Origin of the sequence: Leuconostoc falkenbergense (genome assembly GCF_014634805.1) — a bacterium.
Lineage (GTDB): Bacteria > Bacillota > Bacilli > Lactobacillales > Lactobacillaceae > Leuconostoc > Leuconostoc falkenbergense.
Map to the genome: position 1 here is coordinate 1 of NZ_BMBS01000010.1, position 24,943 is coordinate 24,943.

The 24,943-nt window shown below is 39.7% G+C and carries 30 protein-coding genes; 14 read left to right on the plus strand and 16 right to left on the minus strand.

Translation table 11 applies throughout. The features are described 5' to 3' along the window. The first annotated feature begins 276 nt into the window (after positions 1 to 276). A complete protein-coding gene (locus IEU71_RS03195; RefSeq protein WP_036067273.1) occupies positions 277 to 606 on the plus strand; it encodes a hypothetical protein in 330 nt (109 codons plus the stop codon). 522 nt (positions 607 to 1,128) lie between these two features. After that, on the plus strand, positions 1,129 to 1,644 hold the full coding sequence (locus IEU71_RS03200) for a nucleoside 2-deoxyribosyltransferase (RefSeq protein ID WP_004915955.1): 516 nt from the start codon (positions 1,129 to 1,131) through the stop codon (positions 1,642 to 1,644). A 77-nt stretch (positions 1,645 to 1,721) separates the two neighbouring features. On the opposite strand, the gene IEU71_RS03205 is transcribed toward IEU71_RS03200, so the two are convergent. The 9 genes from IEU71_RS03205 to IEU71_RS03245 all read right to left on the minus strand — a co-directional run bounded on the left by IEU71_RS03205 (position 1,722) and on the right by IEU71_RS03245 (position 8,477). Next, positions 1,722 to 2,357, minus strand: a complete 636-nt coding sequence (locus IEU71_RS03205; protein WP_004915953.1) for a YczE/YyaS/YitT family protein — start codon at positions 2,355 to 2,357, stop codon at positions 1,722 to 1,724. A 132-nt stretch (positions 2,358 to 2,489) separates the two neighbouring features. Next, positions 2,490 to 3,086 (minus strand): hypothetical protein, encoded by a 597-nt coding sequence (locus IEU71_RS03210; RefSeq protein ID WP_004915951.1) that lies wholly within the window; start codon positions 3,084 to 3,086, stop codon positions 2,490 to 2,492. A 2-nt stretch (positions 3,087 to 3,088) separates the two neighbouring features. Continuing rightward, positions 3,089 to 3,646 carry a hypothetical protein gene (locus IEU71_RS03215; protein WP_004915950.1) on the minus strand — a complete coding sequence of 186 codons (558 nt, stop codon included), beginning with the start codon at positions 3,644 to 3,646 and terminating at the stop codon, positions 3,089 to 3,091. Positions 3,647 to 3,648: 2 nt separating this feature from the next. Then, positions 3,649 to 4,074, minus strand: a complete 426-nt coding sequence (locus IEU71_RS03220; RefSeq protein ID WP_004915948.1) for a thioredoxin family protein — start codon at positions 4,072 to 4,074, stop codon at positions 3,649 to 3,651. A gap of 12 nt (positions 4,075 to 4,086) precedes the next feature. Further along, positions 4,087 to 5,337, minus strand: coding sequence for a phage tail tip lysozyme (locus IEU71_RS03225; RefSeq protein ID WP_004915946.1), 1,251 nt, complete (start codon positions 5,335 to 5,337; stop codon positions 4,087 to 4,089). A gap of 3 nt (positions 5,338 to 5,340) precedes the next feature. Further along, positions 5,341 to 5,535, minus strand: coding sequence for a hypothetical protein (locus IEU71_RS03230; protein WP_004915944.1), 195 nt, complete (start codon positions 5,533 to 5,535; stop codon positions 5,341 to 5,343). A 1-nt stretch (position 5,536) separates the two neighbouring features. Continuing rightward, on the minus strand, positions 5,537 to 7,492 hold the full coding sequence (locus tag IEU71_RS03235) for a putative type IV secretion/conjugal transfer ATPase (RefSeq protein ID WP_004915942.1): 1,956 nt from the start codon (positions 7,490 to 7,492) through the stop codon (positions 5,537 to 5,539). Positions 7,493 to 7,494: 2 nt separating this feature from the next. Beyond that, positions 7,495 to 8,148, minus strand: coding sequence for a TraC-like domain-containing protein (locus tag IEU71_RS03240; protein WP_004915941.1), 654 nt, complete (start codon positions 8,146 to 8,148; stop codon positions 7,495 to 7,497). Then, complete coding sequence (locus IEU71_RS03245) at positions 8,148 to 8,477, minus strand: hypothetical protein (protein ID WP_004915939.1); 330 nt, start codon at positions 8,475 to 8,477, stop codon at positions 8,148 to 8,150. The genes IEU71_RS03240 and IEU71_RS03245 overlap by 1 nt, the downstream gene beginning before the upstream one ends. A gap of 368 nt (positions 8,478 to 8,845) precedes the next feature. Here IEU71_RS03245 and IEU71_RS03250 point away from each other — a divergent pair, with 368 nt between their 5' ends. After that, the gene (locus IEU71_RS03250) at positions 8,846 to 9,625 is read left to right on the plus strand and encodes a ParA family protein (protein ID WP_004915937.1); all 780 of its coding nucleotides are present in this window, start codon (positions 8,846 to 8,848) and stop codon (positions 9,623 to 9,625) included. Beyond that, complete coding sequence (locus IEU71_RS03255; protein ID WP_004915935.1) at positions 9,625 to 9,906, plus strand: hypothetical protein; 282 nt, start codon at positions 9,625 to 9,627, stop codon at positions 9,904 to 9,906. Before IEU71_RS03250 ends, IEU71_RS03255 begins: the two co-directional genes overlap by 1 nt. A gap of 55 nt (positions 9,907 to 9,961) precedes the next feature. Here the strand turns inward: IEU71_RS03255 and IEU71_RS03260 are convergent, their stop codons facing one another. The 7 genes from IEU71_RS03260 to IEU71_RS03290 form a co-directional block, all read right to left on the minus strand. Then, positions 9,962 to 10,477 (minus strand): hypothetical protein, encoded by a 516-nt coding sequence (locus IEU71_RS03260; RefSeq protein ID WP_004915933.1) that lies wholly within the window; start codon positions 10,475 to 10,477, stop codon positions 9,962 to 9,964. A gap of 62 nt (positions 10,478 to 10,539) precedes the next feature. Beyond that, positions 10,540 to 12,651 carry a pLS20_p028 family conjugation system transmembrane protein gene (locus tag IEU71_RS03265; RefSeq protein ID WP_004915932.1) on the minus strand — a complete coding sequence of 704 codons (2,112 nt, stop codon included), beginning with the start codon at positions 12,649 to 12,651 and terminating at the stop codon, positions 10,540 to 10,542. Beyond that, positions 12,648 to 15,668: a type IV secretory system conjugative DNA transfer family protein gene (locus IEU71_RS03270; protein ID WP_004915931.1), complete on the minus strand. Its 3,021-nt coding sequence runs from the start codon at positions 15,666 to 15,668 to the stop codon at positions 12,648 to 12,650. The genes IEU71_RS03265 and IEU71_RS03270 overlap by 4 nt, the downstream gene beginning before the upstream one ends. Then, positions 15,655 to 17,553 (minus strand): AAA family ATPase, encoded by a 1,899-nt coding sequence (locus IEU71_RS03275; protein WP_004915930.1) that lies wholly within the window; start codon positions 17,551 to 17,553, stop codon positions 15,655 to 15,657. Before IEU71_RS03275 ends, IEU71_RS03270 begins: the two co-directional genes overlap by 14 nt. After that, on the minus strand, positions 17,550 to 18,032 hold the full coding sequence (locus IEU71_RS03280; protein ID WP_004915929.1) for a hypothetical protein: 483 nt from the start codon (positions 18,030 to 18,032) through the stop codon (positions 17,550 to 17,552). Before IEU71_RS03280 ends, IEU71_RS03275 begins: the two co-directional genes overlap by 4 nt. Before the next feature lie 13 nt (positions 18,033 to 18,045). Continuing rightward, positions 18,046 to 20,313 (minus strand): ArdC-like ssDNA-binding domain-containing protein, encoded by a 2,268-nt coding sequence (locus IEU71_RS03285; RefSeq protein WP_004915928.1) that lies wholly within the window; start codon positions 20,311 to 20,313, stop codon positions 18,046 to 18,048. Further along, on the minus strand, positions 20,300 to 20,566 hold the full coding sequence (locus IEU71_RS03290) for a hypothetical protein (RefSeq protein WP_002814593.1): 267 nt from the start codon (positions 20,564 to 20,566) through the stop codon (positions 20,300 to 20,302). Before IEU71_RS03290 ends, IEU71_RS03285 begins: the two co-directional genes overlap by 14 nt. Before the next feature lie 456 nt (positions 20,567 to 21,022). Here IEU71_RS03290 and IEU71_RS03295 point away from each other — a divergent pair, with 456 nt between their 5' ends. The 10 genes from IEU71_RS03295 to IEU71_RS03340 all read left to right on the plus strand — a co-directional run bounded on the left by IEU71_RS03295 (position 21,023) and on the right by IEU71_RS03340 (position 24,748). Beyond that, positions 21,023 to 21,391: a hypothetical protein gene (locus tag IEU71_RS03295; protein ID WP_004915927.1), complete on the plus strand. Its 369-nt coding sequence runs from the start codon at positions 21,023 to 21,025 to the stop codon at positions 21,389 to 21,391. Positions 21,392 to 21,394: 3 nt separating this feature from the next. Further along, the gene (locus IEU71_RS03300) at positions 21,395 to 21,739 is read left to right on the plus strand and encodes a hypothetical protein (protein WP_036067271.1); all 345 of its coding nucleotides are present in this window, start codon (positions 21,395 to 21,397) and stop codon (positions 21,737 to 21,739) included. A 10-nt stretch (positions 21,740 to 21,749) separates the two neighbouring features. Continuing rightward, the gene (locus tag IEU71_RS03305) at positions 21,750 to 22,121 is read left to right on the plus strand and encodes a hypothetical protein (protein ID WP_004915925.1); all 372 of its coding nucleotides are present in this window, start codon (positions 21,750 to 21,752) and stop codon (positions 22,119 to 22,121) included. Next, complete coding sequence (locus IEU71_RS03310) at positions 22,108 to 22,320, plus strand: hypothetical protein (RefSeq protein WP_004915924.1); 213 nt, start codon at positions 22,108 to 22,110, stop codon at positions 22,318 to 22,320. Before IEU71_RS03305 ends, IEU71_RS03310 begins: the two co-directional genes overlap by 14 nt. Positions 22,321 to 22,676: 356 nt before the next feature. Continuing rightward, positions 22,677 to 22,898: a hypothetical protein gene (locus IEU71_RS03315; RefSeq protein ID WP_004915923.1), complete on the plus strand. Its 222-nt coding sequence runs from the start codon at positions 22,677 to 22,679 to the stop codon at positions 22,896 to 22,898. Next, positions 22,898 to 23,341: a hypothetical protein gene (locus tag IEU71_RS03320; RefSeq protein WP_004915922.1), complete on the plus strand. Its 444-nt coding sequence runs from the start codon at positions 22,898 to 22,900 to the stop codon at positions 23,339 to 23,341. Before IEU71_RS03315 ends, IEU71_RS03320 begins: the two co-directional genes overlap by 1 nt. After that, complete coding sequence (locus tag IEU71_RS03325) at positions 23,328 to 23,537, plus strand: hypothetical protein (protein WP_233539855.1); 210 nt, start codon at positions 23,328 to 23,330, stop codon at positions 23,535 to 23,537. Before IEU71_RS03320 ends, IEU71_RS03325 begins: the two co-directional genes overlap by 14 nt. Positions 23,538 to 23,571: 34 nt before the next feature. Further along, complete coding sequence (locus tag IEU71_RS03330; RefSeq protein ID WP_004901793.1) at positions 23,572 to 23,766, plus strand: hypothetical protein; 195 nt, start codon at positions 23,572 to 23,574, stop codon at positions 23,764 to 23,766. 447 nt (positions 23,767 to 24,213) lie between these two features. Next, positions 24,214 to 24,444: a hypothetical protein gene (locus IEU71_RS03335; RefSeq protein ID WP_010006590.1), complete on the plus strand. Its 231-nt coding sequence runs from the start codon at positions 24,214 to 24,216 to the stop codon at positions 24,442 to 24,444. Continuing rightward, complete coding sequence (locus IEU71_RS03340) at positions 24,425 to 24,748, plus strand: hypothetical protein (RefSeq protein WP_004915917.1); 324 nt, start codon at positions 24,425 to 24,427, stop codon at positions 24,746 to 24,748. Before IEU71_RS03335 ends, IEU71_RS03340 begins: the two co-directional genes overlap by 20 nt. Positions 24,749 to 24,943 lie beyond the last annotated feature (195 nt).

Sequence of the window (24,943 nt, forward strand, 5' to 3'; positions counted from 1 at the left end):
AAAACACTCAACTGGCAATCACCACGAAAGGTTTTTCAGCAGTTTGCAGTGTTCGGTTAATTCTTGCAATCTACCATTTGTTTGTTAGGATCTCCTGGAACAGACATGATAACCTTATTATCACTATTTATTGATATCACATCTCCGGACAATTGGATTTTTTGCCCGAAGTAATCGGCGGAATTATTTAACAATTGAGTGGATGTAATGTCTGATCTGTATTCACTATCACTACCATTATTGGAAGCAGAAGAAGACGAAGAAGAATTTTGATTATTGTTCGAGCTATCGACAGGACCGGTTTTCATAGATGATGTAGACGATTTAGATGATGTAGGTGATGAATTCGTGCTAACACTATCGCTGATTGAATCATTGATATTTGATATTGCACTTGAGGTGATTGAATCATTTGAATGGTCTGAACTCTTATTCTGTGGTTTTTCTGGTGATCCTTTTGACGAGTTGACAGATGGTATTGAAGAACTAGTCTCTGATGCCTTACTAATAGGAGTATTGCTTTGGATAGTACTTTGGTTGTTCATCTCGCTACTTGGTCTAAACTGCGATATTTCAGCTTTTCTAATTGATTTACTAACAGCGTGACGTAAAACATAAGCATATTTTTTCTGAGAGTCGGCTGCTATATGTGCCAAAAAAGCGCTGACCAAGATGCATATAGAAATGACGACTGTCCACACCATGATGGGTTTTGAATGAAATAATTTTTTAAACATATTAATGTTCCTTTTATATCAATATTTGTCCAAATTTAAGTTGAAAGCAAACTAATACAACATCCTATTCATAATGTATCATATAAAAATAACAAAACTACTATAATAGTGTGACACTTTATTTATAATCTCAATTGCATCTCAGTCAAATGTTGTCTCATTAATTGAATAAGAATAGTACAATTTAATGGCTTCTGAGCAGTTTCAGATGCTATTATGAAGAGCAAAAGTCTCTGTTTGATGTCATAAAATATTACAACAAAAGTTTGTTGTTTATTGATTCACATTCACTCATTGCAAAATAAGGCTAGTTATCGGATAAACACTATCAGAATTGTTTTAATATATGCTATCATTTATTTGAGTCAAAAAAGAAAAGGAAAACCATCTTATGACACTGATTAATGAATTACATGCTATAGCCGAAACGGCTGAGCACCATGAAGGTAAAACAATCTATTTAGCCGGAGGTTGGTTTAACCCACTTCAAGAAAAAATTCTGAAAGAATCTTTCAGTTCCTTACTCAAAAATACGACCGTAGCTCATGTTCATGTGCCCCTACTTCACCAATACCAAGGCTCAAATCCGATTGTAGATGGTGAATTCAATCCTGATCAGGAATGGGCTACTGCCACTTTTGATGACGATGTTAATGCAATCGATAATGCCGACATTGTTGTTGCTTTACTTGACGCAAAAGATCAAGATACTGGTACAATTTGGGAAATGGGATATGCTTACGCCACTCATAAACCTGTGGTTGTATTAACTGTTGGTGATACGTTTGAGTATCCCATTAATCTGATGCCGGCTCAAGGAGCAATTCATCATCTCGAAAACAATACTCTAGCAACATTTGATTTTTATGAAATTAACAAACGTTTCTATGTTGGAAAAACAATTTAAAAACCTTAACCAATCGAAATTTCTGGTTAAGGTTTTTTTCATATCATTTCACGATGAATTATGTTTTTGGATTGAAACTAGCCATATTTGATCAAAATATTTTTAAAAAAGAAACGCCAACTTTGTACGAAGTATCCTGTCGTGAATGCTATAATAAATGTTCCAATTCCCAATGGTCCACCAAATACAAGTGCTAATGTAAAGAAAAGCAAGTCTTGCATAGACCTGGTTAATCGATAACTAATCCAACCCTTTTTTTCAAATGACAGGGCGACAGCATCGTAAGGAGAAACCCCTAAATTGACGCTTGTATATAGACTAATGCCTAATGAAAAAAGAACCATACCAAAAACAAACAAAATAAAAATTTCTAGGATAGAACTCTTACTAAATGTGTGAAAAATTATCTTACTCAATATTGGCGTAAGATAGCCAACAATGTATCCTGGTAATGACATATTAATTAAAGTACCAATGCCAAATTGACTGCGATCAAAAATGCAAATAGTCAAAAATAAAATCACGTTAAAGATTAGTTGATAGTTTCCTAAGTACCAATTAAAAGTATTTGATATACCGATATCAGCGGCTGTCGCGGGGTCTATTCCCAGACTCGATAAGCGAAAAAATACGATACCCAGTGCTATTATACTTGTACCAACAACAGATAAACAAAGGCGAATGAAAATTGAAAGTGAGTCATTCTTAAACATGTCTTCTCCTTTGCCTTACTAATTATAAAAGAAGTCTAAACGTTTAATACATCATTGTCAATTTATATCTATGCCATAAGTATCTTTCTACGCAGATTAATTTTTAATTGATCTTTTCAATTTTTATCTAGTTTATAGCACGCTACTATCACTTTGTAATTGATAAGTCCCGATCCGATCTAATTGTGTCACAAGATTTGTTTTAGGATTGTAGGTCACATTATAAACAAAACGTGTGGTTGCATCTGCCGAGTCCTTGAGATGGCTTTTAACAAAAACAATCACCTTTCCCTTCACTTCTGTGGTACTTGCTGAGGTGGGTAAGAAATCCATGTGATCATAAGTCATTACCACACCTGTCTGTGTAATCAGATTATCGGGATCAGCCTTGAAATCTAAACTATTTTTGACGACATCTTGAGTTACATAAGGTGTCATCTGTTTGGCTTTGGCATCAAATTCCTTTTGAGAGGCAATTGTCCAATCTAGGGTAAACAGTTTATCAAGCAAGTTTGAGGCAGCCGACACATTAGGTTGCTTTGAATCTAGTACCGTACCGACCTTTGATTTCTTGTTGATAAGTTTGCTTTGTTCTACCGCGAGTTCATTTGAGGCACTTTGATGTGTTTTAACAGCGACTTGAGTAGCTAACCAAAATCCCAGTCCAGCTATCACCATCAACGCTGGTATAGCCCACAGTAAGGCTATTTTTTTATTAACTTTTGACATGATTATTTCCTTCCTGAGGTATCTTTTACAGCACCCGTTTGGAGTTCTGTAATTTTGCCATTTTCAATGTGCATCAATAGTGTTGTGCTGGTTTCCTCTTTGCCTAATTTATATTTAACCGTCCCAAATCCTAGACCTGAGCCATCGGCTGCTTTGGAATAGACAATATCATTGCTTTCTAAATGAAAAGTTGGCACCCCTTCATCCACGTCACCGCCAAACGTTGCCCCTAGAAAAGCTGACACAACGTCATCCGTTGCCACACTACTTTTAGCATCTGATTTATTTAACTTTGGTAAGATGGCAAACATTTCTTTGAGGAAAGTATTGCCAATCTTTTCAATGTTTTGGGTATCTCGAATATCGGCAGTTTGAACCTTATCAAGCTGTTTAGCTTGAACACTGTACTGACTTGCTTTAGATTTTGTTGCCTTGATTTCTTTTTGCAAGATATTCACACTCTTGACCGTGCGTTGATAAGTAAGTCCCTGCTGGACTAAAAACAAGCAAGCAAGTGCTAACACAAAGGCGTAAACCCATTTTAAATTGAATTTTGTCATGGTTAATCTCCTGCGACCACTTTAGCAATCGTTTTGTTGTTGTTTGAACTGGTACTGTCAATCACTTGATTACCTTTCAAAGCAATCACTGTGGGTACTTGTGTCACACCATACTTAGCAAGATATGCTTGTGCATCAGACTTCTTGACGTTGATGACAACATAATCAATTGTCTTTTGATGTGTCTTGATTGTCTTTTTAATCGTGCTACGCGCTTTCTTACAGTCAGGGCAACCAGGCTTATGGAAGATTAAGACTGTCTTTTGCTTGCTACTGGCATCTAACTGGTCAATCTTGTCAGCGAAGTTCTTGGTATCTGGATAACCATTCACTTCCGTGTTGTAATAATAAGTCCCACCAATTGCAGTCAATATCGCAATGACGGCTAAAGAGAACACTGCAATGCCCCATTTCTTTAATTTATTCATATTTGAATACTCCTATTTATCTGCTTTGCCTGTACTAGAGTCAAATGGCCCACTAGGAATAACAACGTTAGTGCCTGCCTTTGCAGGTAGCTTGAGATAAAGCCCAGGGGATTTTAGTCCTTTACTTTCGGGCGCCCAATTATATTGATCTTTTGTTTGTACGGCGAAGTGAACGTGAATACCTGTTGCTTCACCAGTTTGTCCTTCATGACTAATGTGTTGACCAGCAGAAACCTTATCACCTGTATTGACAACAATGGCTGACTGAGTTGGTGCGTGACCGTAATAGGTAAACACCCCGTCGGTGCCTTTAATCACTAGCCAATTACCCCCAACGCTATCAAAGCTTTTGGCTACTACCGTGCCATCATGAACAGCGTACACATTACTTTCACCACCAGTCATAGTGTGGTTGACGGTTTGAAAATCGACACCATAATGTTCTGCGCCTGTTAGGCCTGCATAGTTTGGATAGCCACCTGTTATGTTGTATTTTCCTTTAACTGGTAAGCCATCTGTGTTGGTATCCAACCCTGTGTCACATGAGGCATCAGACATAGCACTTGAACTGGCATCGCCTGAGGTATCACTAGAACCCGAGTCGTTGTTGCCGCCATCAAAGACATCAATATCACCTGCATAATCTAGTTTGAAAACCTTTTTGACTTCTTCGGCAGTTTTTGCGGTGTCGGCGACTTTTCGTTGTGGATCATTTTCTCCGACCCCTTCAAACTTTGTATCCCAAGCCACCATTGAACTGTTAATGTTGTTAGCGGCCGCTAAGCCAATTAGAGTTGCTTTATGACTACTATGCAATTCATTGATTGCCAGTTGAACTTGTGCTTGCACTGTATCAGCTGTGTCACCATAGCGATTTCCGTTAATACCTCCAGCACCCCACTGCCAAATGCCTTTTACCGAGCCAGCCGGATTGACGGCTTTCGAATTAAAGCCACTTTCTCTAAGACCAATCGCAATTGCAGCAGCGATATTGTCGCCTGACATTTTAATTTCTTTATGAAAACGGTCAATTGCATGTTGTATGGCTTTGTGCGTTGCTGAGTTGGGATCTTTCCAATCACCACCGATTGAAGTGCCACCATCATCAATGGTTGTATCATCATTCCAACAATTGGCATTCTGTGTTGAAAAGACCATGACACACATTAAGGCAATAACTGATATTGACAGAATTGCTGTAGTGATGATGCCGATGATGACATACAAGCGACGTTTTTTATCTTGCATCCAACGTTCTAACATGGTCTAACCTCCCATTAAAAGGCTGAGGCCTTTGAGAATAAAAACAAAAACAAAACCACCAATGACATACCAAATAATTTTGTTATCCACTGGTTGAGGTTTTTGACCTTTGTCATAGTTTTCAACGATTTGTTGCGCCTCTTGCTTCATTTTTTCACGGTTATCACGCGCCTTCTTTAATGGATGTGGCAACTTCATCTTACAGTCCTCCACCAAACAAATTAATTTCTGAGTCATTAAGATCAACGTGCATGAACGTAGATTGCTTACCCACCAAGTTCATTAAGAAATCACCTTGATCTAATCCTTGTAGCGCTTGTAGTTGACCATCAGTGATATTAGTTTCACTCACCACACTACGTAAACGGGTTGTATCCGTTTTTGATAGACGTCCAATCGTTTGCTTTGGGAATCGGCCGAAGAAGGAAGATGCGGCACGACTAGCCTCAGTGTCTGATGCATTACCTGTTGGCACAACATTTTTGAGTCCTGGGAAGATAGCAAACATCCCGAAGAAATCTTTACCGTGTTGCGCCATCATGTTGTCACCGAGGGTAATGCCTAATGAATGTTTAGCATTGAAAATATCATCCGCTTCATCCTGTATCCACCAGAAATATTTTGGTGGATTACCATTGTTGTTGGCCTGAGTTGAGACTTCACCACGTTTAATGCGCTCACGTTGCTTAGTTCCATTAATCGTGATGTAGCTTTCCATCAAAGACAAAATGGTAAAGTATTGGGCGTTGTAGAGATCATCTTCTAGTCTTGAAAGACCACTCGTATCAAAACGAATCAAACGCTCACCAGACAGATCAGGCATGGTCGTTACACCATTCACCATGTCGCCATGGTTTTGTATTAAGCTGCTAATTGTCGATAAGATGTTATCCAAACGTTCTACTGCAGGCTGTGTCATGTTGCGCGTCAGCATGTTACGGGTTTCTAGGAAGGTTTGAAAATCTTCGAGAATTGGATAGTCTTCATTTTGTAGCCCGATTACACGTAAATCTTGCGGGTTGTCTTTTGGTGACAATGACCACATACGCCGTTCAACATAGAAATCAGTAATTAGGATACCCAACATTTCTAATTCTTTTTTATTTGCTTGCGGGTTAAGCGTAGCGTAGTAAGTAATCACCTTTGTGCGGTGTTGGTTGAAGCTAGCAATGACATCAACATTACCATTGGCATCTAAGACTGTCCCAAACACTTGCATCAAATTGATAATGTTTTGACTGCCATCAAGTGTCAAAGTGACACCATAATAATAATTGACGAGATCACGCCATTCATTAGACTTATCAAATACCCAAACTGTATCACCACGAGAAACTAATGGCCCCAAGTTCTTTTTGGCAAACGAGCTTTTACCTGAGCGCTCACCACCCACAACTAGATTATAAGCGGTTAACTGCGTACGGTGGTCGTTGTAGCTGGGATCATACATAACCTCACCACGCTGCATCGTCAAACCCATGTATGAACCACGAGGATGTGCGATAAAGGTTTGGTTGAAAGCATAAGAACCAGCTAACGCATAGGCTTTCATTGGAAATCCTTTGTCCTTAATCGTTTGATTTTCAATAGACATGGCGGGCATAAAAAACTGTTGGAAGTGGGTTAATTGCTCAGAAGGATAAACTTTCATGCGGTAGTTAGAAAGCTGTTGTTGAATTTCTTTAACACGACGACGTAATTCTTCTGGAGAAACATCTGATATCAATAATCTAACGTAGACACGTTTGTAAATTTCACGACCATTGCGGGCTTCATTCAAGTCTTGGAGTGTAATGTCAGCATCTTGTTCGGCTTCCAACGCGTCACCTTGTGAGGTCACTTCACTACGTGCCTTACTACGCAACGTGTTAGTAGCTGTCTCAAGTGCTTTTTGCACTTCAAACTTGTTCTCAGTCCCAATCTTGATGTCTACAATGGTGTTCTTGTGATTGATTAACTCTTTGAACCAGCCTTGTAACTGTTCATTCTTGGGATAGTCATAGACATTGACAATGGCACTACTTGCCATACCATCATCAAAGTAAGTGGTATGAAATTCAATGCCACTAGGGTTTTGAACTTCCTCAATGAGTTCTAAATTATAGCCGCGTGCTTTCAATGCGGAACGTTTTGCTGTATTTAAACTTGTGCGCATGCTTATTTTTCCTCCAGTTCTAAGGTTTCCCCAGGATTGTTAATTTGGTACATGACCATCTTTTTACGATTAATTGAGACTGGCTCAGGTGTAAACGCCATGCCTGCGTGTGCCATAAAGTCACGGCGATTTTTATCTAAGGCAGCTAACGTCTTGCCATAGATCACAGCGGTATATTCTTGATGTTTAATGTCACCGACCACATTTTTTTCAATATTAATTTCTTGCAAAATAGTTTGGCGCATCATTAACAATTGTTGATAATGACGATCATCTAGGTCAACACTATTCAATTGGCTTTCCACTCTCACTAACTCTTGTCCCCATGAAGCTTGCTGGATTCGCGTGTCAGCGGGTAGTTGACTAACGAAAATATCAAAGTCCTCCACGTAAACTGATAGCAACTGGTGAAAGTCAGCGATAATGGCGTTGGAACTCTTATCGCCTTCAGCATTCAGGAAATCCAAATCTTTTCCAGGTAAATTGAGCATGTCAGCGTATGTATCATCTGCCAATAAAATTGGATGCCCTTTTTTATTCAAAATGTCTTTATAAGGTAAAGCAAAGTAGATTGGAATTGGTTTGCGATTATCAAGTGCTTGTTTGACAACTGTTAAACCCTTTCCCTTTTGTGCTTGTTTAGCTTTTATTCCCATTATTTTTCCTCTCGTTTCTTGTTTTCAGTAATCGCAGTTAGATCACCTGTGGCGTGCTTGCTGGACTTTAAGATGCCACGTAGGATTTCTTGATACATGAGACCCATTGGGTTACTTGGACTAGGTAAAATTAAAAAGCCAGCTAGTAACGCATTACTGACAATTAGAATCAGCCCATACTTGCCAATATTGTAGGGATAGAATGATTTAATCATCAGGTAAGTAATCCCAAAAACAATGACTAATACGAAGATTCGTTCCATCGTGAAAAACATCCACCGTGACACTTTCTTCCAAATATTGCGTCCAGGGGTAAAGTGTTCATACATATAATTTCTCCTTTAACAAGTTATTTTTGCCTGGATTGAAGTTCAATCTGTGGTCAGTGTACAAGGTATCGAAAGAATGTCATAAAGGTAAATGGTTTTTCCTGAGCCAAAGAAAAAGCCCCTGCACGAACAGGAGACAATGATTTGCTTGTTATCTTTTTGTGTATCCAATCTATATAAGATATTGATAGATGTGTATATATTCATCTTATAACACAAACATACCTTTACCTATATTTATAGTATAGTATATTGATATACATGTTATACGTATGATATAATATATATGTAAACAAGTTTTACATGCCTGGATTGATGGTTTCATCGTTATTTCGTTTTGACAAATAAAATAACTAAGGAGCTTCATCATGAGTAAAACAATTACATTTTCAGCATCTAAAGGTGGCGTTGGTAAAACAACGATGACATTTAACTTTGCAAGTTTTCTGGTTCGACAAGGCTACAAGGTTTTGTTAATTGATTCAGACTATCAAGGTAACTTGTCCTCTACCTATGAAAGCTATACTAATAAGAATACGCTATATGACGTCTTTACAGGTGGTTTAGCCCAATTTAGACAAATTACCCCACAATTAGGTTTGTTACCTGCTAGCCCTCATTTAGACGAATTAGAAGGTACATTACAATCAAAGAATAATAAAAACTTTTTGATGATGATGTGGCTTCAAGACCACCTTGAGGAAATCAAAGATTATGACTATATTCTAATTGACACCCATCCAGAGTTTGGGACATTAACGAAGAATATGATTGCCGTTTCTGATTATGTTGTGGTGCCACTAGAACCCTCAGAGTATGGTTTTATTCAATCAAAACAACAATTTGACCTACGGATGAAAGAGTTTCGTGATGATGCAGTAGATATTAGAACACGCGAATCACTGATTGAAGCGAAAGTTTTGTACCTTGCTAATCGTGTGAAGCACAATACCCGTTCAAGTCATGAGTTTGGCCAGATTATTGACCAAATTGAAAACCTTGTCGCCGTCTTAAATGAGCGTGAAGTCTTTAATAGTTCAACGATGCTAAAGACTCCAGTGTTTGATTTAGACCAAGCCAAGCGCAACCCGAAAACTTTGCAGCAAATTAATGATGCTTATCAAAAGCTATTAGAAAGTGTGAAATAATGGATTACGATAAAAAAGACCCCCGTATGTTTGATGAAGCCAGCGCTCAAAAACAAATGGCAGATGCCTTTAGTCGAGACGAACCGCAATCAGAGGTATCGTTAGGTGACGGGTTTAAGTTACCTTCTTCAAATCATAGTAGTCGTAAAATACAAACGACTTACACCATTCGCCCTGAGATAAAACAAGGCATTGAGAAATTAGCAACCAAACAAGGATTCCGCTCATCAAGCGCCTTTGTGGATTTAGTGCTTGAGCAAGTTTTAAATCAATCAAAATAATTTAGGACAAAACAAAAGGCAGTGATTTTTAAGTAATCACTGCCTTTTAGATTAGCTATTTCTTTATATTATCAGGATTAACACCTGGGTATTGTTTATTAAATTTCTTTACAGTTGCAAAATAATCAGATGGAGTACCCTTATCTTTTATGTCTTGCGCCCAGGAATCTAATGGATACGATAAAGTTGATCGACTATTTTTAATAATTGAAGAGGTTCCAAAGCTTTCCTGTACTCCATCTTTATGTCGGGATTCCTCTGACATTGACAGATAATTGTTTGCCCAAGTTTGAAAGTCCTTTTCACTCCAATTAGTAAAATAATATCCATCATCCATCACAATGACGTGACGACTCATTTTAGCAGCCTTTTTAGCATAGGCTTTTTCATTGTTTTTGTCCTGAACTGAGGTTGAGGCGGATGAAGCCTTAGCACTTGACACGTAACTTGATGATTGTGCCTCAGGACTGTTTTGTTTTTGTTGGTGCAACATAGCCAACAAAATTCCGATAACAATGATTCCAATTACCAAAATCGTGATCCAAATTTTATTTTGCTTAATTTTCTCCATCACTATACTCCCTAAAATCAACTACTGTTAGTTTTACCGTATTAGCCTACAAATTAAAAGTCTCACTTGTCTTCTTTACCTACTACGCTTTGTTGATTCTGTATTTTCGCTTTTTGTTTTGCAATAACACTCTCAGCCCAGACGCGATCCTTTTCTTTTTGTTGAACAGGTGTCAGTGGTTGAGTCACTGTCTTTTTGCCAGGCAATGTACCGCTCAAACGTGGGGTGTTTGGACGTGACATGGTTGCTGGTGTTGCACCAACTCCCTTAGGTTGAACAACTGTCCCGCCACTCACAATTGGCTTGGTTGAACTAGTAGCGCTAGGCTTGTTTGAATTAGTTCCAGTAGGTAAGCCACGGTGTGCATCTGACATTGCGTGGCTCATATTAGATTGAGAATGGTCCGCTATACCCTTTGGATGAGCATTAGGTGAATCTGTGGCAGCCTTTGAAAGTGCTTCATGCACATTACGTGGTTGAGAAGAAGATGGTGTATCACCGCTGTTTGACTTTGGTGTCACAGGTGAATGACGTTTGTTAAAGGCTTCAACGGCTTGTTGTCCCCCATCAAAGTTGTCAGCGACACCACCAGCATAATCTTTGACATTGCCAACGGCTTTATTCACGCCACCTTTAACTTTATCACCAGCCGCACGACCAGTGTTTTTCAATAAACTACCAGGATGTTTCATTGCTCCGACTGTACGTCCAGCTACCTCAGCCACCTTTGCTGCCTTACCTGTGGCTTGTGCGGATGCATCGACACCAGTATCATTTAAGCTATGATCAGTCAGTGCTTGACTATTATCTAAGCCTTGATTGCCACCCGAGTTGGCAATCTTCTTACCTAGTTCACGATTCTTCTTTTTCTGTTCTGGTAAAATTGCGTTGAGACCCTTGCCAATATTTTTCTTGGCAACCCTTGTGGCGCCGCCTACCATGTGAGCAGCTTGATTGGCTAACATCATCGAAGCAACAGGATTATGACCTGAGCGAACACCAGTCCATTGTTCAATCATTTCAAAGCCACCTGCGAGCCCTTTACCGCCAGCTAACAGAGCGGCAATTGACAGGATGGTGAATGGCCACATATCTAGACCTAAACCATTAATGGTGTTAAAGGCAAATTCTACCCAGGCAAAGAAGAAAAATAAAGAAATTGGCATCATGACAATACCTGTTATTTGTCCCTCAATCATTCCCAGAACTTGTTGGACACGTTTGCCTTGTGTGCCATCTCTGAGGCCAAAGTATACAATTGAACCTGCCATAAAAGCCATTTTATAAATAGACGATAACAAACGGACAATCGCACCAGCCACAACGATAATAAAGACTATTTCACCACCAATAATGCCTAACCAGTTTGTTTTCATCACTGGATAATCATCCGCAAATGTCTTACCCAGGACAAGTGAATCACCAGTAACATCAACCATGTTGCCATTGCCACCAATTTTCTTGGTGAATACTGATTTTTGAGCGTCACTTAAACCGTCTGTGTAACCTGCATCACTCATTACTGAGTGATAATTAGTACCTTCAATTGTTGTTTGGCCAATTGGATGTCTTTTCATAAAATCTTTGTACTTGTCAAGATCAAAATTACTTTTGGCTAATTTACCCAGATCTGTGGAATTTCCTTGCCACAATTGTGTGACAATATTATAGTCTTTGCTCCCACTTGTATCAGATACTGCTGCTGTACCAATTCCGCTCATTAACCCGATTATTAATGGTAAAGCAGAAATGACACCAACAGTAATGGTGATACCCTTAGGCCACTCTCTACCCTTGCGACCAGAAGTAGCGGTGTATTGTATCCACTGCACCATCATCATGATGCCAAATATGACAAAACCCAGGTACAAGAAGTCTTTGAGAATATTTCCTAAATTCCAGTCGCGATAGACATCACTGTTTGGCTGAAAAAAGATGTTCATAAAGTCTAACAGTTTGAAAGAAGATTGGTAGGCGGTAAAGACCGCATTCGCAATGTAGTAGAAAATCAACGCAATACTGTGCATGAATAGCATGATTAGTGTTAAGAATATATGTGGCAATGGTGATAGGTATTGCGACCATTGGTTGTAAAAATCGGCTGTTGGACCATTATTAGGTAAAGTTGGTAAACTACCCGCTAATGTGTTGATGCCCGAGAATAGATTTGTCATTTGACTTCTCCTTGAGTTATTGCAGCGTTGAGCTGCTTATAAATTTCCCACATGTATGCGGGTTCGTTGTTTAGTAATCTTAGAACTTTACCGTTATTGTTGTTGCCAGAAAGTGTCAAATATTTGCCACGATTTAAGTAAGCAACGGCACTGTTTTGTTCTTCTGTTTTATTTGAGCGCGGTATCCTCATTTTGATGGATTTCTCTACAATTTGACGTAGCTCAACATTATCCAGTTGTTCTTCGGTCATAAATGGCTCATCAGGGTTAAAGTCATGTTTCCACTGTAAGTAACGTTCCTCATCAGAGAGTTCTTGTTGTGTTTGTACTGTGGCTGTTTCGATACCTTGATGCGCTTTGGCCAAAATGTTGTTGATTTTATCATCAGCTAACGTATTGAGTTGACGATTATCAATTTGATTGCCACCTGCGCCTTCTTCCTCAATTTCTAGTTGAACTTGTTGATCTAGCTCATCAAAGTAAGGCACAAAGTCATGATAGAGGTCATCATATTTCAAATCGTTATGCTGCGCTTTGATGTTCAAATCGGCCGTATAGTAATCAAGTGAATACTGCTTACCCAATAATTCGTAGGCAAACGGCATTCGGTAAGCACCCGTAGAGAAAATTGGTAAAGGTCTAACTGATCTTCCCTTCTTATCCGCACGTTTGATCGTACGGATGGTAATCATCTCACGCGGACTCAATTCACTAATTTCTTTGGCATCCAACAGCCGAACCTTGCTAACTTGTGCATGACGGTTACCACGATCTTGACGATCTAAGCCAATCTGTGAATTGACTGATTCGGTTTGGACTTCAACCTCACCTAATTGCTTGGATAAGGCTTCATTAGTTGGCTCATCATTAGTTAAAATGTGGAACCAGTTACCCGTGTTACCATTGATGTCATTGGTTTCCATTTCAGAATAATGCAATCGTGGTTGTGTTAAGGTTTGAATATACAAATCAACCAAATGCCCGTAGGTTAAACCACGCGTTAGAATGTTGGTGAATCCTGGAATACGTGGGAACATAGAAAACTCATTTAGTTTATAAAGTATCCAACTGTCCATTTTCCTGCGGGTAATCGTTGATGCAATGTCCGTATTGACTGAGAAGACTTGTGAGATAAACAAGCTGGCCAAAGCGGAGAAATCATCGTTAGATTGTGGCGTGATGATGAAGACTGCCATTGGATTTTCTGAGTAACGCAAGGTGACACCTGGTGTCTCAGTTGTGCCTTGTGGTTTAATCTGATCGACCAGGCATTGGATGACAGGCTGCTTAGAGAACAAGTCACGCTTAATCTTGCCATTGAGCAATTTTCGTTGTACAATCTTACCAGTCAACGTAAACTTCTGTTTACGCATCGCAATTGAATTGCCGTCATTATCGAGTGACAACTCAATTTGCCAAGAGACGGGTAAATGGTTATGAATCGGATAAGTTAGCGTGCCTGATTGGGACACGGTTAGCTTGTCCTTTTCTATTGCATGCTTTTTACCTGATTCATAAACATGAATGCTAACATAAACCCCTTTATAGCGGTCAGAGAACTTAATCTTCAGCATTCTTGGAAACCCTAAATCGGTCAAATTGATAGTGTTGAAGGTCGTCAAACGTGTGATTGACTCTGAGGCAAACAAATTCAAACGATTCATAACTGAGAAAGAAATTGATGATTTTGTATCCCCTGTGGCAGATAGGTACTCAGCGGCGTTTAGAATAATCATATTGCGCGCTGGTGTTCGCGGGAGTTTACCAATGTTAGTAATGTACTTAGTTAAGCCATCACCTTCCTTGTCCGTGAACTTGTTCATATCATTGATGAATTGCAAAACGTTTGAGATGGTTACCATTGATTTGTCCTGGTGACGTACAGCAATATCGAGCACCGTGAGCATGACTGCTTGAATGGTACTTTCAGCGGCACTATCCCAAATATCCTTGTGGCTACTTTCTTCACCACTTGAACCACCAATAACCTGCACAACCTTACGTAGTTCCGTATTGGCACTGTCCCAATCACCATCAAAGGCATAATCAATCGCTATTTCAAGTGGATTCCAGGACTCAGACTCACTTGGCTCCATGATATTGAGTAATTTCACGTCATAACCTGCTGTGCGTAAGGACTTGTAGCTCATTTTGGCATCTTCGTTTTTGGCATCAGTATCAATAATGTTCCATTTAATTTCGGCACGACGAATGATGTCAATTAGGGTATACCCACGCATTTGGTCTTTTGAAGAACGCGTCATACCAGTTGTCTTGGAATGGGTGTTACTGGTGTCTACCCAGTAAAAGCCATCAAAACCGCCTTGAACGTTCAGTTGCTTTTCAAATAGCTTTGGCAAACGTTCCAGTAAAACGGGACGTATTTTTTTGTACACCCCGCTAAATTCTAGTGAATTCATACCTAGTGGCCGCTTAACCCATTGCCACGCCCACAGGAACGGATGAATCATAAAGAATTCAAGGGTGTATCCTTGTGTGTGCAGCACTGGTTGGCCTGGGCGACCCTTAAAATTCTTATTGCGATCAGGAATCAATTTATAAACTTTATCCACCTCACGAACTTCCGCAAAACGGTTAGTATTACGCGTTTGGTCTCTAAACAATTGATACCAGTCATAAATACGTTGGAAGACATATTTTTTGATTAGTAGTAACAGGCACAGAATCAACACAATACCTGTCACTAAAGTGAGCCTAAAGAGAATGGTGAAAATATTGAGTGGATTGAGCACCGTGGCGGTCATGTTCATGACATCGTTGAATTCTGGCCATTGAGCGACACCACTTTGCAGATAGAACTTGAAGGCTTGAATATATGGGCCAACAACTCTAATCAACAAGTCAACAATAATCGTGACGTAAAGCGATATAAATATCACACCAATAGTTGCTATAATGCCATACAACCACAAGAACCAGGGACGACCACGCCAACGAATGTAACTTTCGCGCATGAATTGTCTTTCGGCACGATAATCTTTTTTAAATAGCTTCATTATCTGCTGCCTCCCTAGCTGTGGAAACCACAACTTGCCATTCACCATAAGGACTTGTCAAAGATGGTGGATTACCAATGGCTCTAAAGATGAAAGTATCAAAGTCCTGTCCTAGTCCTTGTCGCTTTTGGATAATTGCGGCAGACACTGGATCACTCACATACGTAGCAATCGTGTCATCAATTGGTCTGACTCCTCGAGACGGTTTATAACCAACGTCTGCGATGTAGTTGGCAATTGGTGAGCTGACTTCCTGTGTACCATTTAGATACTCAAATCCCAGGTCAAATGATGGGATATAGCGTGCCACTTCTTGTGTGTCAAAAACAATATTGAAACCACTCCCTTGTGCTTTTTGATTGAGTCGTGACAACTTCAATTCAACAATTCGCACCATGTCCGCCATCTTTAAGACATCAAAGACAATAATGGCACCAATTCTTGCGATAAACTCAGGACGGTAACCATCACTTTGCAAGGCAATTTCGAGTTGTTCTTCAAAATTTGCTTGACGCTTTTTGTCTTCTTTAACAGCATCTGATTTGGCATCACGATTCATCACTGCTGTGGCCCCTGAGTTGGTTGTCATGACAACGATTAAGTCTTTAAAGTTAATGACCCGACCATATTCATCACTCAAACGACCATCATCTAAGACCTGCAAAAGTAAATCCATGACTTCTGGATCAGCCTTTTCAATTTCATCCAACAACAATACGGCATAAGGCGTGTGCCTGACTCTAGTTGTGAGTTGATCTTTAAATCTTTCTAGGCTAGTCCCCGCAAACTTAAACTCAGACATATCAAAGCGAATAAAGTTTTGAGCGTTACCAAATAGATTTAGCGCTAGTTGTTTGGCGGTCTCAGTCTTACCAACACCAGTTGGCCCCATAAAGAGAAATGACTCAGGCTTTGAGGTATCGGCCAGACCTGCCTCACGATTAGTCAGTTTCATCGCAACTTTTTCTAAGGCTGTGTCTTGACCAATCACCTGGCTTTTTAGTCTTGGTAACAGGTTTAATAATCGTTCATCAGACGTCTGATTAATGACATATTCAGGCACATGATAATCATCATGGATGATTGTGGCAACATCTGTGTCTTCTAAACTAGATTTATTAGCTAATCGTGCGACACTTAACGCACCATCTAGCAACATAATTGCCTTTTCAGGAAAGTAACGGTCAGTGATATAGCGTTGTGATAGTGCCATAATTCTGTCTTGTACTGTTTCTGTCACTTCAATACCGTTATTTAGTTGTAAGGCGACTTTAGACAAAACACGCTTCGTTTGTTCAAAGCTCAGTTCTGGCACTTCAATCAAATCAAATCGCCGCATCAGTGCGCCATCACGCGCCACATATTCGTGAAATTCTTTCGTAGTCGTTGCTCCAATAATTTGGAGATCATCACGACTCAGAGCTGGTTTGATAATATTACCCGCATCCAATGAACTGCCTGATGTTTCAGCACCAGTGCCAACAATTTGATGAATTTCATCAATAAAGGCAATCACTGTATCTTTATTGGCAATCAATTCATCAATGATGGCTTGGAATTTATGAGCAAATGACTCACCATCGCTACTTTTCATTAAGTTGGCCAAACTAATTTGAACTAAGTGCTTGCCTTTGAGGGAAGAAACTGAGGTACTTAACAATTGACGTGCCAGGTCTTCCACAATGGCTGTTTTACCAACGCCAGGTAGCCCAACTAATAAAGGCGCATTTTGAATCTGTTTCATCAAGGAGACCATGATACGACGCGTAATACTTTCACGTTCGTAGGCATGATACTTTTCTGGATCAGACATCACTTTGGCACTAATGTCTGTTGTATAGCAATCAAGGTAAGGCGTGGTATTGTTTTGTTTTAATTCAATCATTCATTCCCTCCTTGGTCGGTGACGGGATCACCATAATTCGTATTGCTTTCAGGAACTTGATTGGCAGCATCATGTTCTCTGGCCAATTCTTCTAATTCGCTTGTACCCGCATCAATGTGATCAACTGCTTTTTGACGGTCAGCAATTAAACTTGTGTAGACATCAGTGCTTTTGGCATCATCTAATTGATGATTCAATTGGCCAAGTTCTGGCACTTCATCAGCGGCAATAAAATCACCTTCGGGATCATAAATTGAGATCACTTGTAATTTCTTGCCAACTTGTTGTAACACGGCCACCATCTCAATGCCTAAAATTGGATCGCCTGCTGGGAATAATTCGTGGTAGCGTCTGGTTTCAATTGTCAAAGCAATGGCGCCTGGTTGACCCTTTTCCTGGAAGGATAAAATATTAACTTCCGCAGACTTTGTAATGCCTGTGATAAAGCCTGTAACTTCTTGAATGTTTTCTTGTGACATGTGTTTGCTCCTTTTACATGTGTCGTGTACTTGTTTGATTAATGGCCTGATAGTTTTGTTCGACAACCGCTAACTTATCAGGCTTAAGCAATTTTGTTGTTTTTGGTTGGCGTACTTCACCGTTGCTCAAGTTATCCGATAAATACTGAGTAACATCCGTACTTGCTTTGAGTGCCTGACTAATGATTTTGCCAGTATTTTGACCCTCTAGCGCCTTTAAGTTCTTTGACCAACCCGCAATATAATCAACGCTTTTTTCACCAGGCTCAATGCCTAGGTTTTTAGTAATCACATAGCTGGATAACTCTGCCTGCGTTTCTTTAATGGCTGTGGGCCAATTATTTTGACTCTGCAAAGAATGAAGCTGCGCGTGCGCTATTTCGTGTGCTAAGGTGTGGATTTTATCGGTTGGGGTAAGATCACTGCGCAATAGGATATATTTTTCATCCTTATTAGTTTTTGATTGAACAAAGGCCCCTTTTGCTTGTCCCTGCCAGGTCATTGGCCGCTTGGCAATTTGTTCATCTACACCTTGGTCAATGACGGGCACTTTAAGTTTGTCGGCGAACTTCAACAACGTTTTATAGGCCGCATCCAAATGTTTTGGACTTTTATCAGTGGCTAAGTCAATTGGACGATTCGGTAACATGCTGGGCAACTGCTCAGCTATGGCATTGGTTTGACGAACATCAAATACGGTTTCGACTGGATAATGTTTTACACTGCGGACTTCCAATTGATTGTTATTGGCTAACTGTTTTTGTTCAGGCGTTGCATCCGCCCAACGTATCTTTTCACCATTGCTGTCAATAATGGTTTTCAAGTTTGTTGGGGCGCCAAATATTTTGATGCCCTTTTCCCCCTTATTAACTTGGATGCCATCAGCAGACCATTGTTTGTAGCCTTTTAACAAGGTGGCTTTTGGATTTTGTAGTTGAATCAACATTGAATTACGAGCCGAATAATTTAAGCCAGTAGCAGTAAAGTCAAGGAGCTTTTTGAGTTCAGCGGGATCTTGTTGGTACTTAGCCACCTTTCCCATTGCCTCTTGAATAATCTGCTTATTCTTCAAAGCATTTTCCTTACGACGGTCAGCTTTGGAACGACGCTCTTTACCCTTTTTAGGTGTTTGTTCCTCAACAGTTGGCTTAACAGGTTGAATGGTGCTCATTTTGACATCCACATAATCAGGTTTGCCTGTTTGTGTCTCTTGCACTGCAAGTTTTTCTAAGGCATCTAGGCGATTAGCATTATCCGTCATACTCATGACACGACGGCCTGTAACACCTGCTTTCAGTTGTTCGTTCCAATCTTTGCCTTGTAAGGGAATATGACGTTCTGCTTCAATCGCTTCACCAGTAATTGGATTTTTAAAGCTAAATCGATCAAAGTAATCTGCAGCTTTAAACCCCGCGACATCGTTATCAAAAGCCACAGTGATCTTATTAAATTTGGCTTGCTTAGCAGCAACCGCATCATTCAAATATTGCAAGCCACGCTTAGCATCAGTGCCAGACACAGACAATAGCGTGGCGTTACTTTTCACCATGTCTTGATGATTTTGTTGTGCATAACTCAATAAATCAATTGGGCTTTCAAATAAAATCAATGTTTTATCACCTGAACCAAATGAGAGGTTATAACCCGTTGAGGTATCACTGCCAGCAAAGATTTTTTTGGATGTGCCACGCTTTTTGTAATGTTCAAAGTCTTGTTCAGTCCCTTGACGATCAGCGCCCACAATTTTGCCATTCACATCCTTCCAGGGAAAGATGACGGGGTTTTGATGCAACTTATCACCTTCACGGTAACGGCTACCTTGTACCACTGCGCCACTTTTCAATAAATTGTCAACGAACTGTGGATTGAGCTTGCGTTGATTAACTAAATAATCTTTGGCTACGTTTGTTTCTTGAGTTTTGAAGACCTTGTCATAATCAAACTTGTAACGCGGTGTGTTGTCTTCGTACAGTTTAGAGACATCAATATTTTCACCTTTGACAAAGCGCGCGTAGGCCAGTTGATTTTTAATAGCAGGACCTTTACTGTCACCATCTGATTTGCCTAATTCGTAGTAGTGGATGAAATCAACCAAATCACCTTTAACACCAGTCGAGTTCCAGACAAAACGGTTTAATTTTGTTCTAACCACCAAACTATCGTGATCAACCATGCGTAACTCAGTAGGAGTATCCGTTGTGTAAGGAATACCTTTCCAATCGCAATAGCCCCGAATTGGTAACAGTTTGAGTTGCGCACGTTCTTCCTTACTGATCGCCATGAGCTTGTCCTCCAACTTGTTTGTCAATTGGTAAGTGATTCAATTCAGCAAATGCCTGGTCAATATCATCTGTTTCCAAATTCATTTTGGCTAACAGTGATCGTCCCAATTCAGCCACAAGAGCGTCATTAAGTTGTTTGATGTCTTTTTTGATGGCCCGCTTTTCGTCTTGAATTGCCTTTGCTTGTAAATCTAGTTCATCCAAACGTGTTTGCTTTTCTTTGATTTGTTGGTCAATCGTTTTTTTAGCCATTTTGTAGCTCCCTTTTTGTTTAATATAGGGTCAATATACCAACCTTTTAAATAACCTCATAAAAGTAAATGGTTTTTCCTGAGACATCACAAACCTCCCCCAGTCCCCCTAATCATTAACTTGACAGGCGTGGTTATTACCACACCAGTAAAGTTAATTGGGGGTTCAAAAAAAGCCATCACATTCAAACGATTTTCAAACCGTTTAAATGTGATGGCTTTCCTGCCTGCTGGCTGTTATGCACCATCTATTCTTGCTTTTGTGACTACCAAAACTCTAACAAGTCAAGCAAATCTAAGGACTAAAGTCCAAAGATTTGGGGCTAAATTTGCAAGGCCAAGCACTGCGTGTCGCTACGCGAGCTTTGCAAACCCGCCCTGGCTTGTTTTAGTTTATCCGTTCACAACGCAATAAGAATAAATTGGTCACAAAACAGGCCAACAGGAGGACAAGACTATGGGCTTAGATATGTATTTACAAACAGAGAACAAGCAAACAGGTAAAGCCGTCATTATTCACTCATGGCGTAAAGCCAATCAAATTAGAGATTGGTTTGTAAGACGCTTTGACTTAGACCCTAATGACCAATTGAAGATTGCTATCACTCGTGATGACTTAGAGGCTTTAACGAGTGATATTGAACAGGTTTTGCCAAGCCATGCTTTGGCACTAGAGTTGTTACCAACAGCATCAGGGTTTTTCTTTGGTAGTACAGACTATGACGGCTATTATTTTGAAGTGTTGAGAGACACACGGCATTTTCTTCAGAAAGAATTTACTTACAACAGTGATTCAGAAAATTTGTACTATACAGAATGGTGGTGAAATATGAATATCAGAATTATTAGAATGGAGATCTACTTACAAAATTCTGTAATGGCACTCATTCCTAGCGGTGCTATTCAAGCCGTAGAACTTGTTTATCAAGCTAAAGACTATGATGAAGATGATTTAACGGCTAATGTTTGGTCAGGATTGGAAGACGAGTTATCCGAGCTAGGACTTTATTATCCCGTCAACAACAATTGGGTACACCATCAACATCTAAATGAGAAATTTGATAGATTAACAATTGGCTATGTCGCAGACAACAACATCACGGTCACAAACGAAATTCTAGTAAATCATATTCACGGCAGTATTGATGGTGATGAAAGACCAGATTGGATGTAAAGGAGACACTATGGCATGGTATGAACCTCATCAAGACTTGATAACTGACTATATGATGATTGAACAAAATATTTCAATAACTGCAGAATTACTGAGCTGGCGGGATTGCGACAAACAATTAAAACAAATTCGCTTGCAGGCGTATCGTAATGACTACAATGACGGTGACTATGACTATTTCTTCTCATTGCGGTTTGCAGAATATCCATTATCCAATCTTGTTTTTAATAAAGATGTGACGGAACTAGTATGTGGCAACCCCAAAGCCAGTGCAGCAACCATTCGTAAAAAGTTGTTTAAAATCATGAATGCATGGTGGCTAAACAGCCCAGACTATCACTCACCAAAATCAGACAAGGAGCAACAAAATGACAGAAACTAACCCATTTGAAATTGTAAATAAGCTAATCACTACCAATGGTGTGGTGATTGCAACCCTAAAAAATGGTGATGAGATAACCGTGGCTAGTAATGGTCTTGCGAGACATAACGGAACTTACTTCAAAGATTATGGAGACATTCTAGCGAGTGTTTCAATTGATACAATTCTTGACGCTATTGTTCAATCAATATCTCAATAAAACAAGCCATGACTATTTTTTAGTCATAGCCCTTCCCCCAGTCCCCCTGATCATTAACTTGACAGGCGTGGTTGATACCACACCAGTAAAGTTAATTGGGGGTTCAAAAGGCTCACTTCCGTTCGCATCGCACCAAATTGTTCTGTTTGCTCTGTGCCGTTTTCACAATCGCATGATAAAGAGTCTGTAAGGCGCAAGCGCCAAACAGTCTCTACAAAGCAACACAAGGACGTAACAAGTTGCTGCGCAATCCTTGTGTTTCTTTGGTTATCATGCCAATTGTTACCCGTCACGACGCAACCAGCTCAATTGGAGCGATTGCCAACAGGAAAAAGTTTTGGAAAGGTTTATTTCTTATGGAAGTTTATTATCAACTTATTCGCAACAGCGGTCATACCGTGCGTTATGCCTCAACAGATAAGCAAGTTGTTCTCACGCATGGCTATCCAATTTATTTACAAATCTATGGCGCTAATCGTTCTACAGATTATATTTTGAAAGACACGTTTGCCTTTTTAGACACCCAATACGGCAACAATATTAAATTAGTCAATGTTGATGAACTGGAGAAAAAATAATGACAAAGCAATTCTATGATGATTTTAGCAAATTACCAATCGCCAAAATGGCACAATCAATCGCTGACATGACTTATTTGTTCAATGAGACCAAAGTGCCAACTAGTCACTATAAAGCGCAATTAAGTAAAGGCTTTGAAGAAATGGTTGAAGCAAGCGTTAGTGTTTCATTAGTCAACACCATTTTCAACACTTTGCAAGCTTTGCAAAAAGAAAGCCCAAAGTTATTTTATCAAGCTATGCTCTGCCTTGATACCAAAGTAAAGCCTAGCAGTATTACCCCCAGTCAATATCAAGCAATGGAATTTACTTGGTCACAATTTGAATTGAACAAAAAGAAAAATATCCTTGATAAGGACTTTATCCAAATGTTCAATCAAGTTGAAGAAAATGGACTGACCTATTACACGCAAAACCAACAGGAGACAGATGACAATGAATGATGAAGTGATTGAAAATATAGCAATACGTTACTTTTCTTGGTCTGATAAACAACCTCTGGGTGGCTCAGAAATACTGGTAAGCGAAAATCAAAGCAATAGTTCTGGCGAAATTGATTTATCAGATGATGAAGCACTGCGATTAAGCGCATTTATCATGGAAGAATTGGCTGAGGTTACCCTAAGAACCACAATTTAAGGAGAATAATACGGCAATCGTCAACGTTAAATATATGGAAACATTGGTTAGAACAGTGGTAGTTAATGTCCCTGATACACTCACAGATGAGCAGAAACTGACACAAGCTGTTGAAATTGGTAAACGTCACTATTTTGATGAAAAAGTGATTTTAGGGGCAGATGATTTAGATTTACGTGAAATCAGTGCGGAGTACAAACAAGAGACAACAGATTACGAGGAATTTTAATCACAAATAGGAGCGTGGCAATATGGGGACATTTGTTTTTAAATTATTTGTGTTAATCATTTTATTGGTTTACATACTCTATTACATAGTTGGTGTGATTATGATTGCACATGAAGATGATGAGCGGTAAAAATTTTTTGCCGTGCTCCCCAGACCCGCAAGCGGGATCAAACACGCTACGCTTGTCCTGCCAAGGTCTTGGGTGCCACTTCGCTTTGAGTCAAACATTGTGCCACAACCAGTGACTTGTAAGCTGTGGTGGTGATACCACAGCAACAAGCACTAGCCCAGAATAAAAGGGCTTCGTAAATTCGCTACGCTCACCCTTGTATTCTGCGCTGCTTGTGTCCCCATGTTCTTCGTCAAAACGAAATAACACACCAATCACAGGCAGGGCCGACAGGAAATGGTTTCTGCCTGGTGCGTACATAATCAAGGAGAACTACTATGAATCGAATTACCAAAGTTATCACTACTATTGCCGCAACAATTATCAGTTTGGATATTTTACTAATGGTCATCAATGGCACGATGCTGTATGTCTTACTCACCCTGGCTGGCTTTTATGTCTTAGCATGTTTGGCTTTTAAGCAGTCCGCTTATAAAGCGACGCGTAGCTGGATCGATACTGGTCACCTGCCCCATAAGGAGAAAACTCATGTCAAAACTCACAACTAAAACATTGTCTAACACTACTAATGCTAACGTGTTAGTCATTTTAAAAAGCAACGGTCAATATATCTATCCAGGTTTAGCACAAGAAATCTTTGACGATGTTATTTTTGGTCCGCGCATTTTAAAGCGGCTGCAACGCCTTTTTGTTGACCACCCGGATGGTCTGAGTGAATCAGGTCATGACTGGTATTTTGGTTATCTGGTCTGTGCTTATACGCAAACGCATTTTGGTATTAAGAATTTATTGAACTATCCCTCAGTGACAAAGGAGCTCTTTTCACTTTGTCTCACACAACTCTCTAATTAGGAGGAACCTAGCATGTTAATCTTTTGTTTATGTTTATTAGCAATGTTTCTGTTTTGGCTATTTGGCCACATCATGGGCACCATCCTGTATTTGAGTATCCTATTTGTTGGTCATTTCATTTCATATTGGTACTTTTATTTATCACTTATTATTTTGATAAGTCTGGCTATTGTTTTTGGCATCAAAAGTATCTTA

Coding starts and splice junctions, on each gene's coding strand:
- IEU71_RS03230 (WP_004915944.1), bottom strand. CDS start 5,535: ATGAAGTTGCCACATCCATTAAAGAAGGCGCGTGATAACCGTGAAAAA.
- IEU71_RS03245 (WP_004915939.1), bottom strand. CDS start 8,477: ATGTATGAACACTTTACCCCTGGACGCAATATTTGGAAGAAAGTGTCA.
- IEU71_RS03205 (WP_004915953.1), bottom strand. CDS start 2,357: ATGTTTAAGAATGACTCACTTTCAATTTTCATTCGCCTTTGTTTATCT.
- IEU71_RS03320 (WP_004915922.1), top strand. CDS start 22,898: ATGACAAAGCAATTCTATGATGATTTTAGCAAATTACCAATCGCCAAA.
- IEU71_RS03270 (WP_004915931.1), bottom strand. CDS start 15,668: ATGAAGCTATTTAAAAAAGATTATCGTGCCGAAAGACAATTCATGCGC.
- IEU71_RS03210 (WP_004915951.1), bottom strand. CDS start 3,086: ATGTCAAAAGTTAATAAAAAAATAGCCTTACTGTGGGCTATACCAGCG.
- IEU71_RS03240 (WP_004915941.1), bottom strand. CDS start 8,148: ATGGGAATAAAAGCTAAACAAGCACAAAAGGGAAAGGGTTTAACAGTT.
- IEU71_RS03285 (WP_004915928.1), bottom strand. CDS start 20,313: ATGGCGATCAGTAAGGAAGAACGTGCGCAACTCAAACTGTTACCAATT.
- IEU71_RS03265 (WP_004915932.1), bottom strand. CDS start 12,651: ATGACAAATCTATTCTCGGGCATCAACACATTAGCGGGTAGTTTACCA.
- IEU71_RS03250 (WP_004915937.1), top strand. CDS start 8,846: ATGAGTAAAACAATTACATTTTCAGCATCTAAAGGTGGCGTTGGTAAA.
- IEU71_RS03340 (WP_004915917.1), top strand. CDS start 24,425: ATGTCAAAACTCACAACTAAAACATTGTCTAACACTACTAATGCTAAC.
- IEU71_RS03310 (WP_004915924.1), top strand. CDS start 22,108: ATGACAGAAACTAACCCATTTGAAATTGTAAATAAGCTAATCACTACC.
- IEU71_RS03280 (WP_004915929.1), bottom strand. CDS start 18,032: ATGTCACAAGAAAACATTCAAGAAGTTACAGGCTTTATCACAGGCATT.
- IEU71_RS03215 (WP_004915950.1), bottom strand. CDS start 3,646: ATGACAAAATTCAATTTAAAATGGGTTTACGCCTTTGTGTTAGCACTT.
- IEU71_RS03275 (WP_004915930.1), bottom strand. CDS start 17,553: ATGATTGAATTAAAACAAAACAATACCACGCCTTACCTTGATTGCTAT.
- IEU71_RS03200 (WP_004915955.1), top strand. CDS start 1,129: ATGACACTGATTAATGAATTACATGCTATAGCCGAAACGGCTGAGCAC.
- IEU71_RS03335 (WP_010006590.1), top strand. CDS start 24,214: ATGAATCGAATTACCAAAGTTATCACTACTATTGCCGCAACAATTATC.
- IEU71_RS03315 (WP_004915923.1), top strand. CDS start 22,677: ATGGAAGTTTATTATCAACTTATTCGCAACAGCGGTCATACCGTGCGT.
- IEU71_RS03220 (WP_004915948.1), bottom strand. CDS start 4,074: ATGAATAAATTAAAGAAATGGGGCATTGCAGTGTTCTCTTTAGCCGTC.
- IEU71_RS03305 (WP_004915925.1), top strand. CDS start 21,750: ATGGCATGGTATGAACCTCATCAAGACTTGATAACTGACTATATGATG.
- IEU71_RS03255 (WP_004915935.1), top strand. CDS start 9,625: ATGGATTACGATAAAAAAGACCCCCGTATGTTTGATGAAGCCAGCGCT.
- IEU71_RS03295 (WP_004915927.1), top strand. CDS start 21,023: ATGGGCTTAGATATGTATTTACAAACAGAGAACAAGCAAACAGGTAAA.
- IEU71_RS03290 (WP_002814593.1), bottom strand. CDS start 20,566: ATGGCTAAAAAAACGATTGACCAACAAATCAAAGAAAAGCAAACACGT.
- IEU71_RS03260 (WP_004915933.1), bottom strand. CDS start 10,477: ATGGAGAAAATTAAGCAAAATAAAATTTGGATCACGATTTTGGTAATT.
- IEU71_RS03225 (WP_004915946.1), bottom strand. CDS start 5,337: ATGTTAGAACGTTGGATGCAAGATAAAAAACGTCGCTTGTATGTCATC.
- IEU71_RS03235 (WP_004915942.1), bottom strand. CDS start 7,492: ATGCGCACAAGTTTAAATACAGCAAAACGTTCCGCATTGAAAGCACGC.
- IEU71_RS03300 (WP_036067271.1), top strand. CDS start 21,395: ATGAATATCAGAATTATTAGAATGGAGATCTACTTACAAAATTCTGTA.
- IEU71_RS03325 (WP_233539855.1), top strand. CDS start 23,328: ATGACAATGAATGATGAAGTGATTGAAAATATAGCAATACGTTACTTT.
- IEU71_RS03330 (WP_004901793.1), top strand. CDS start 23,572: ATGGAAACATTGGTTAGAACAGTGGTAGTTAATGTCCCTGATACACTC.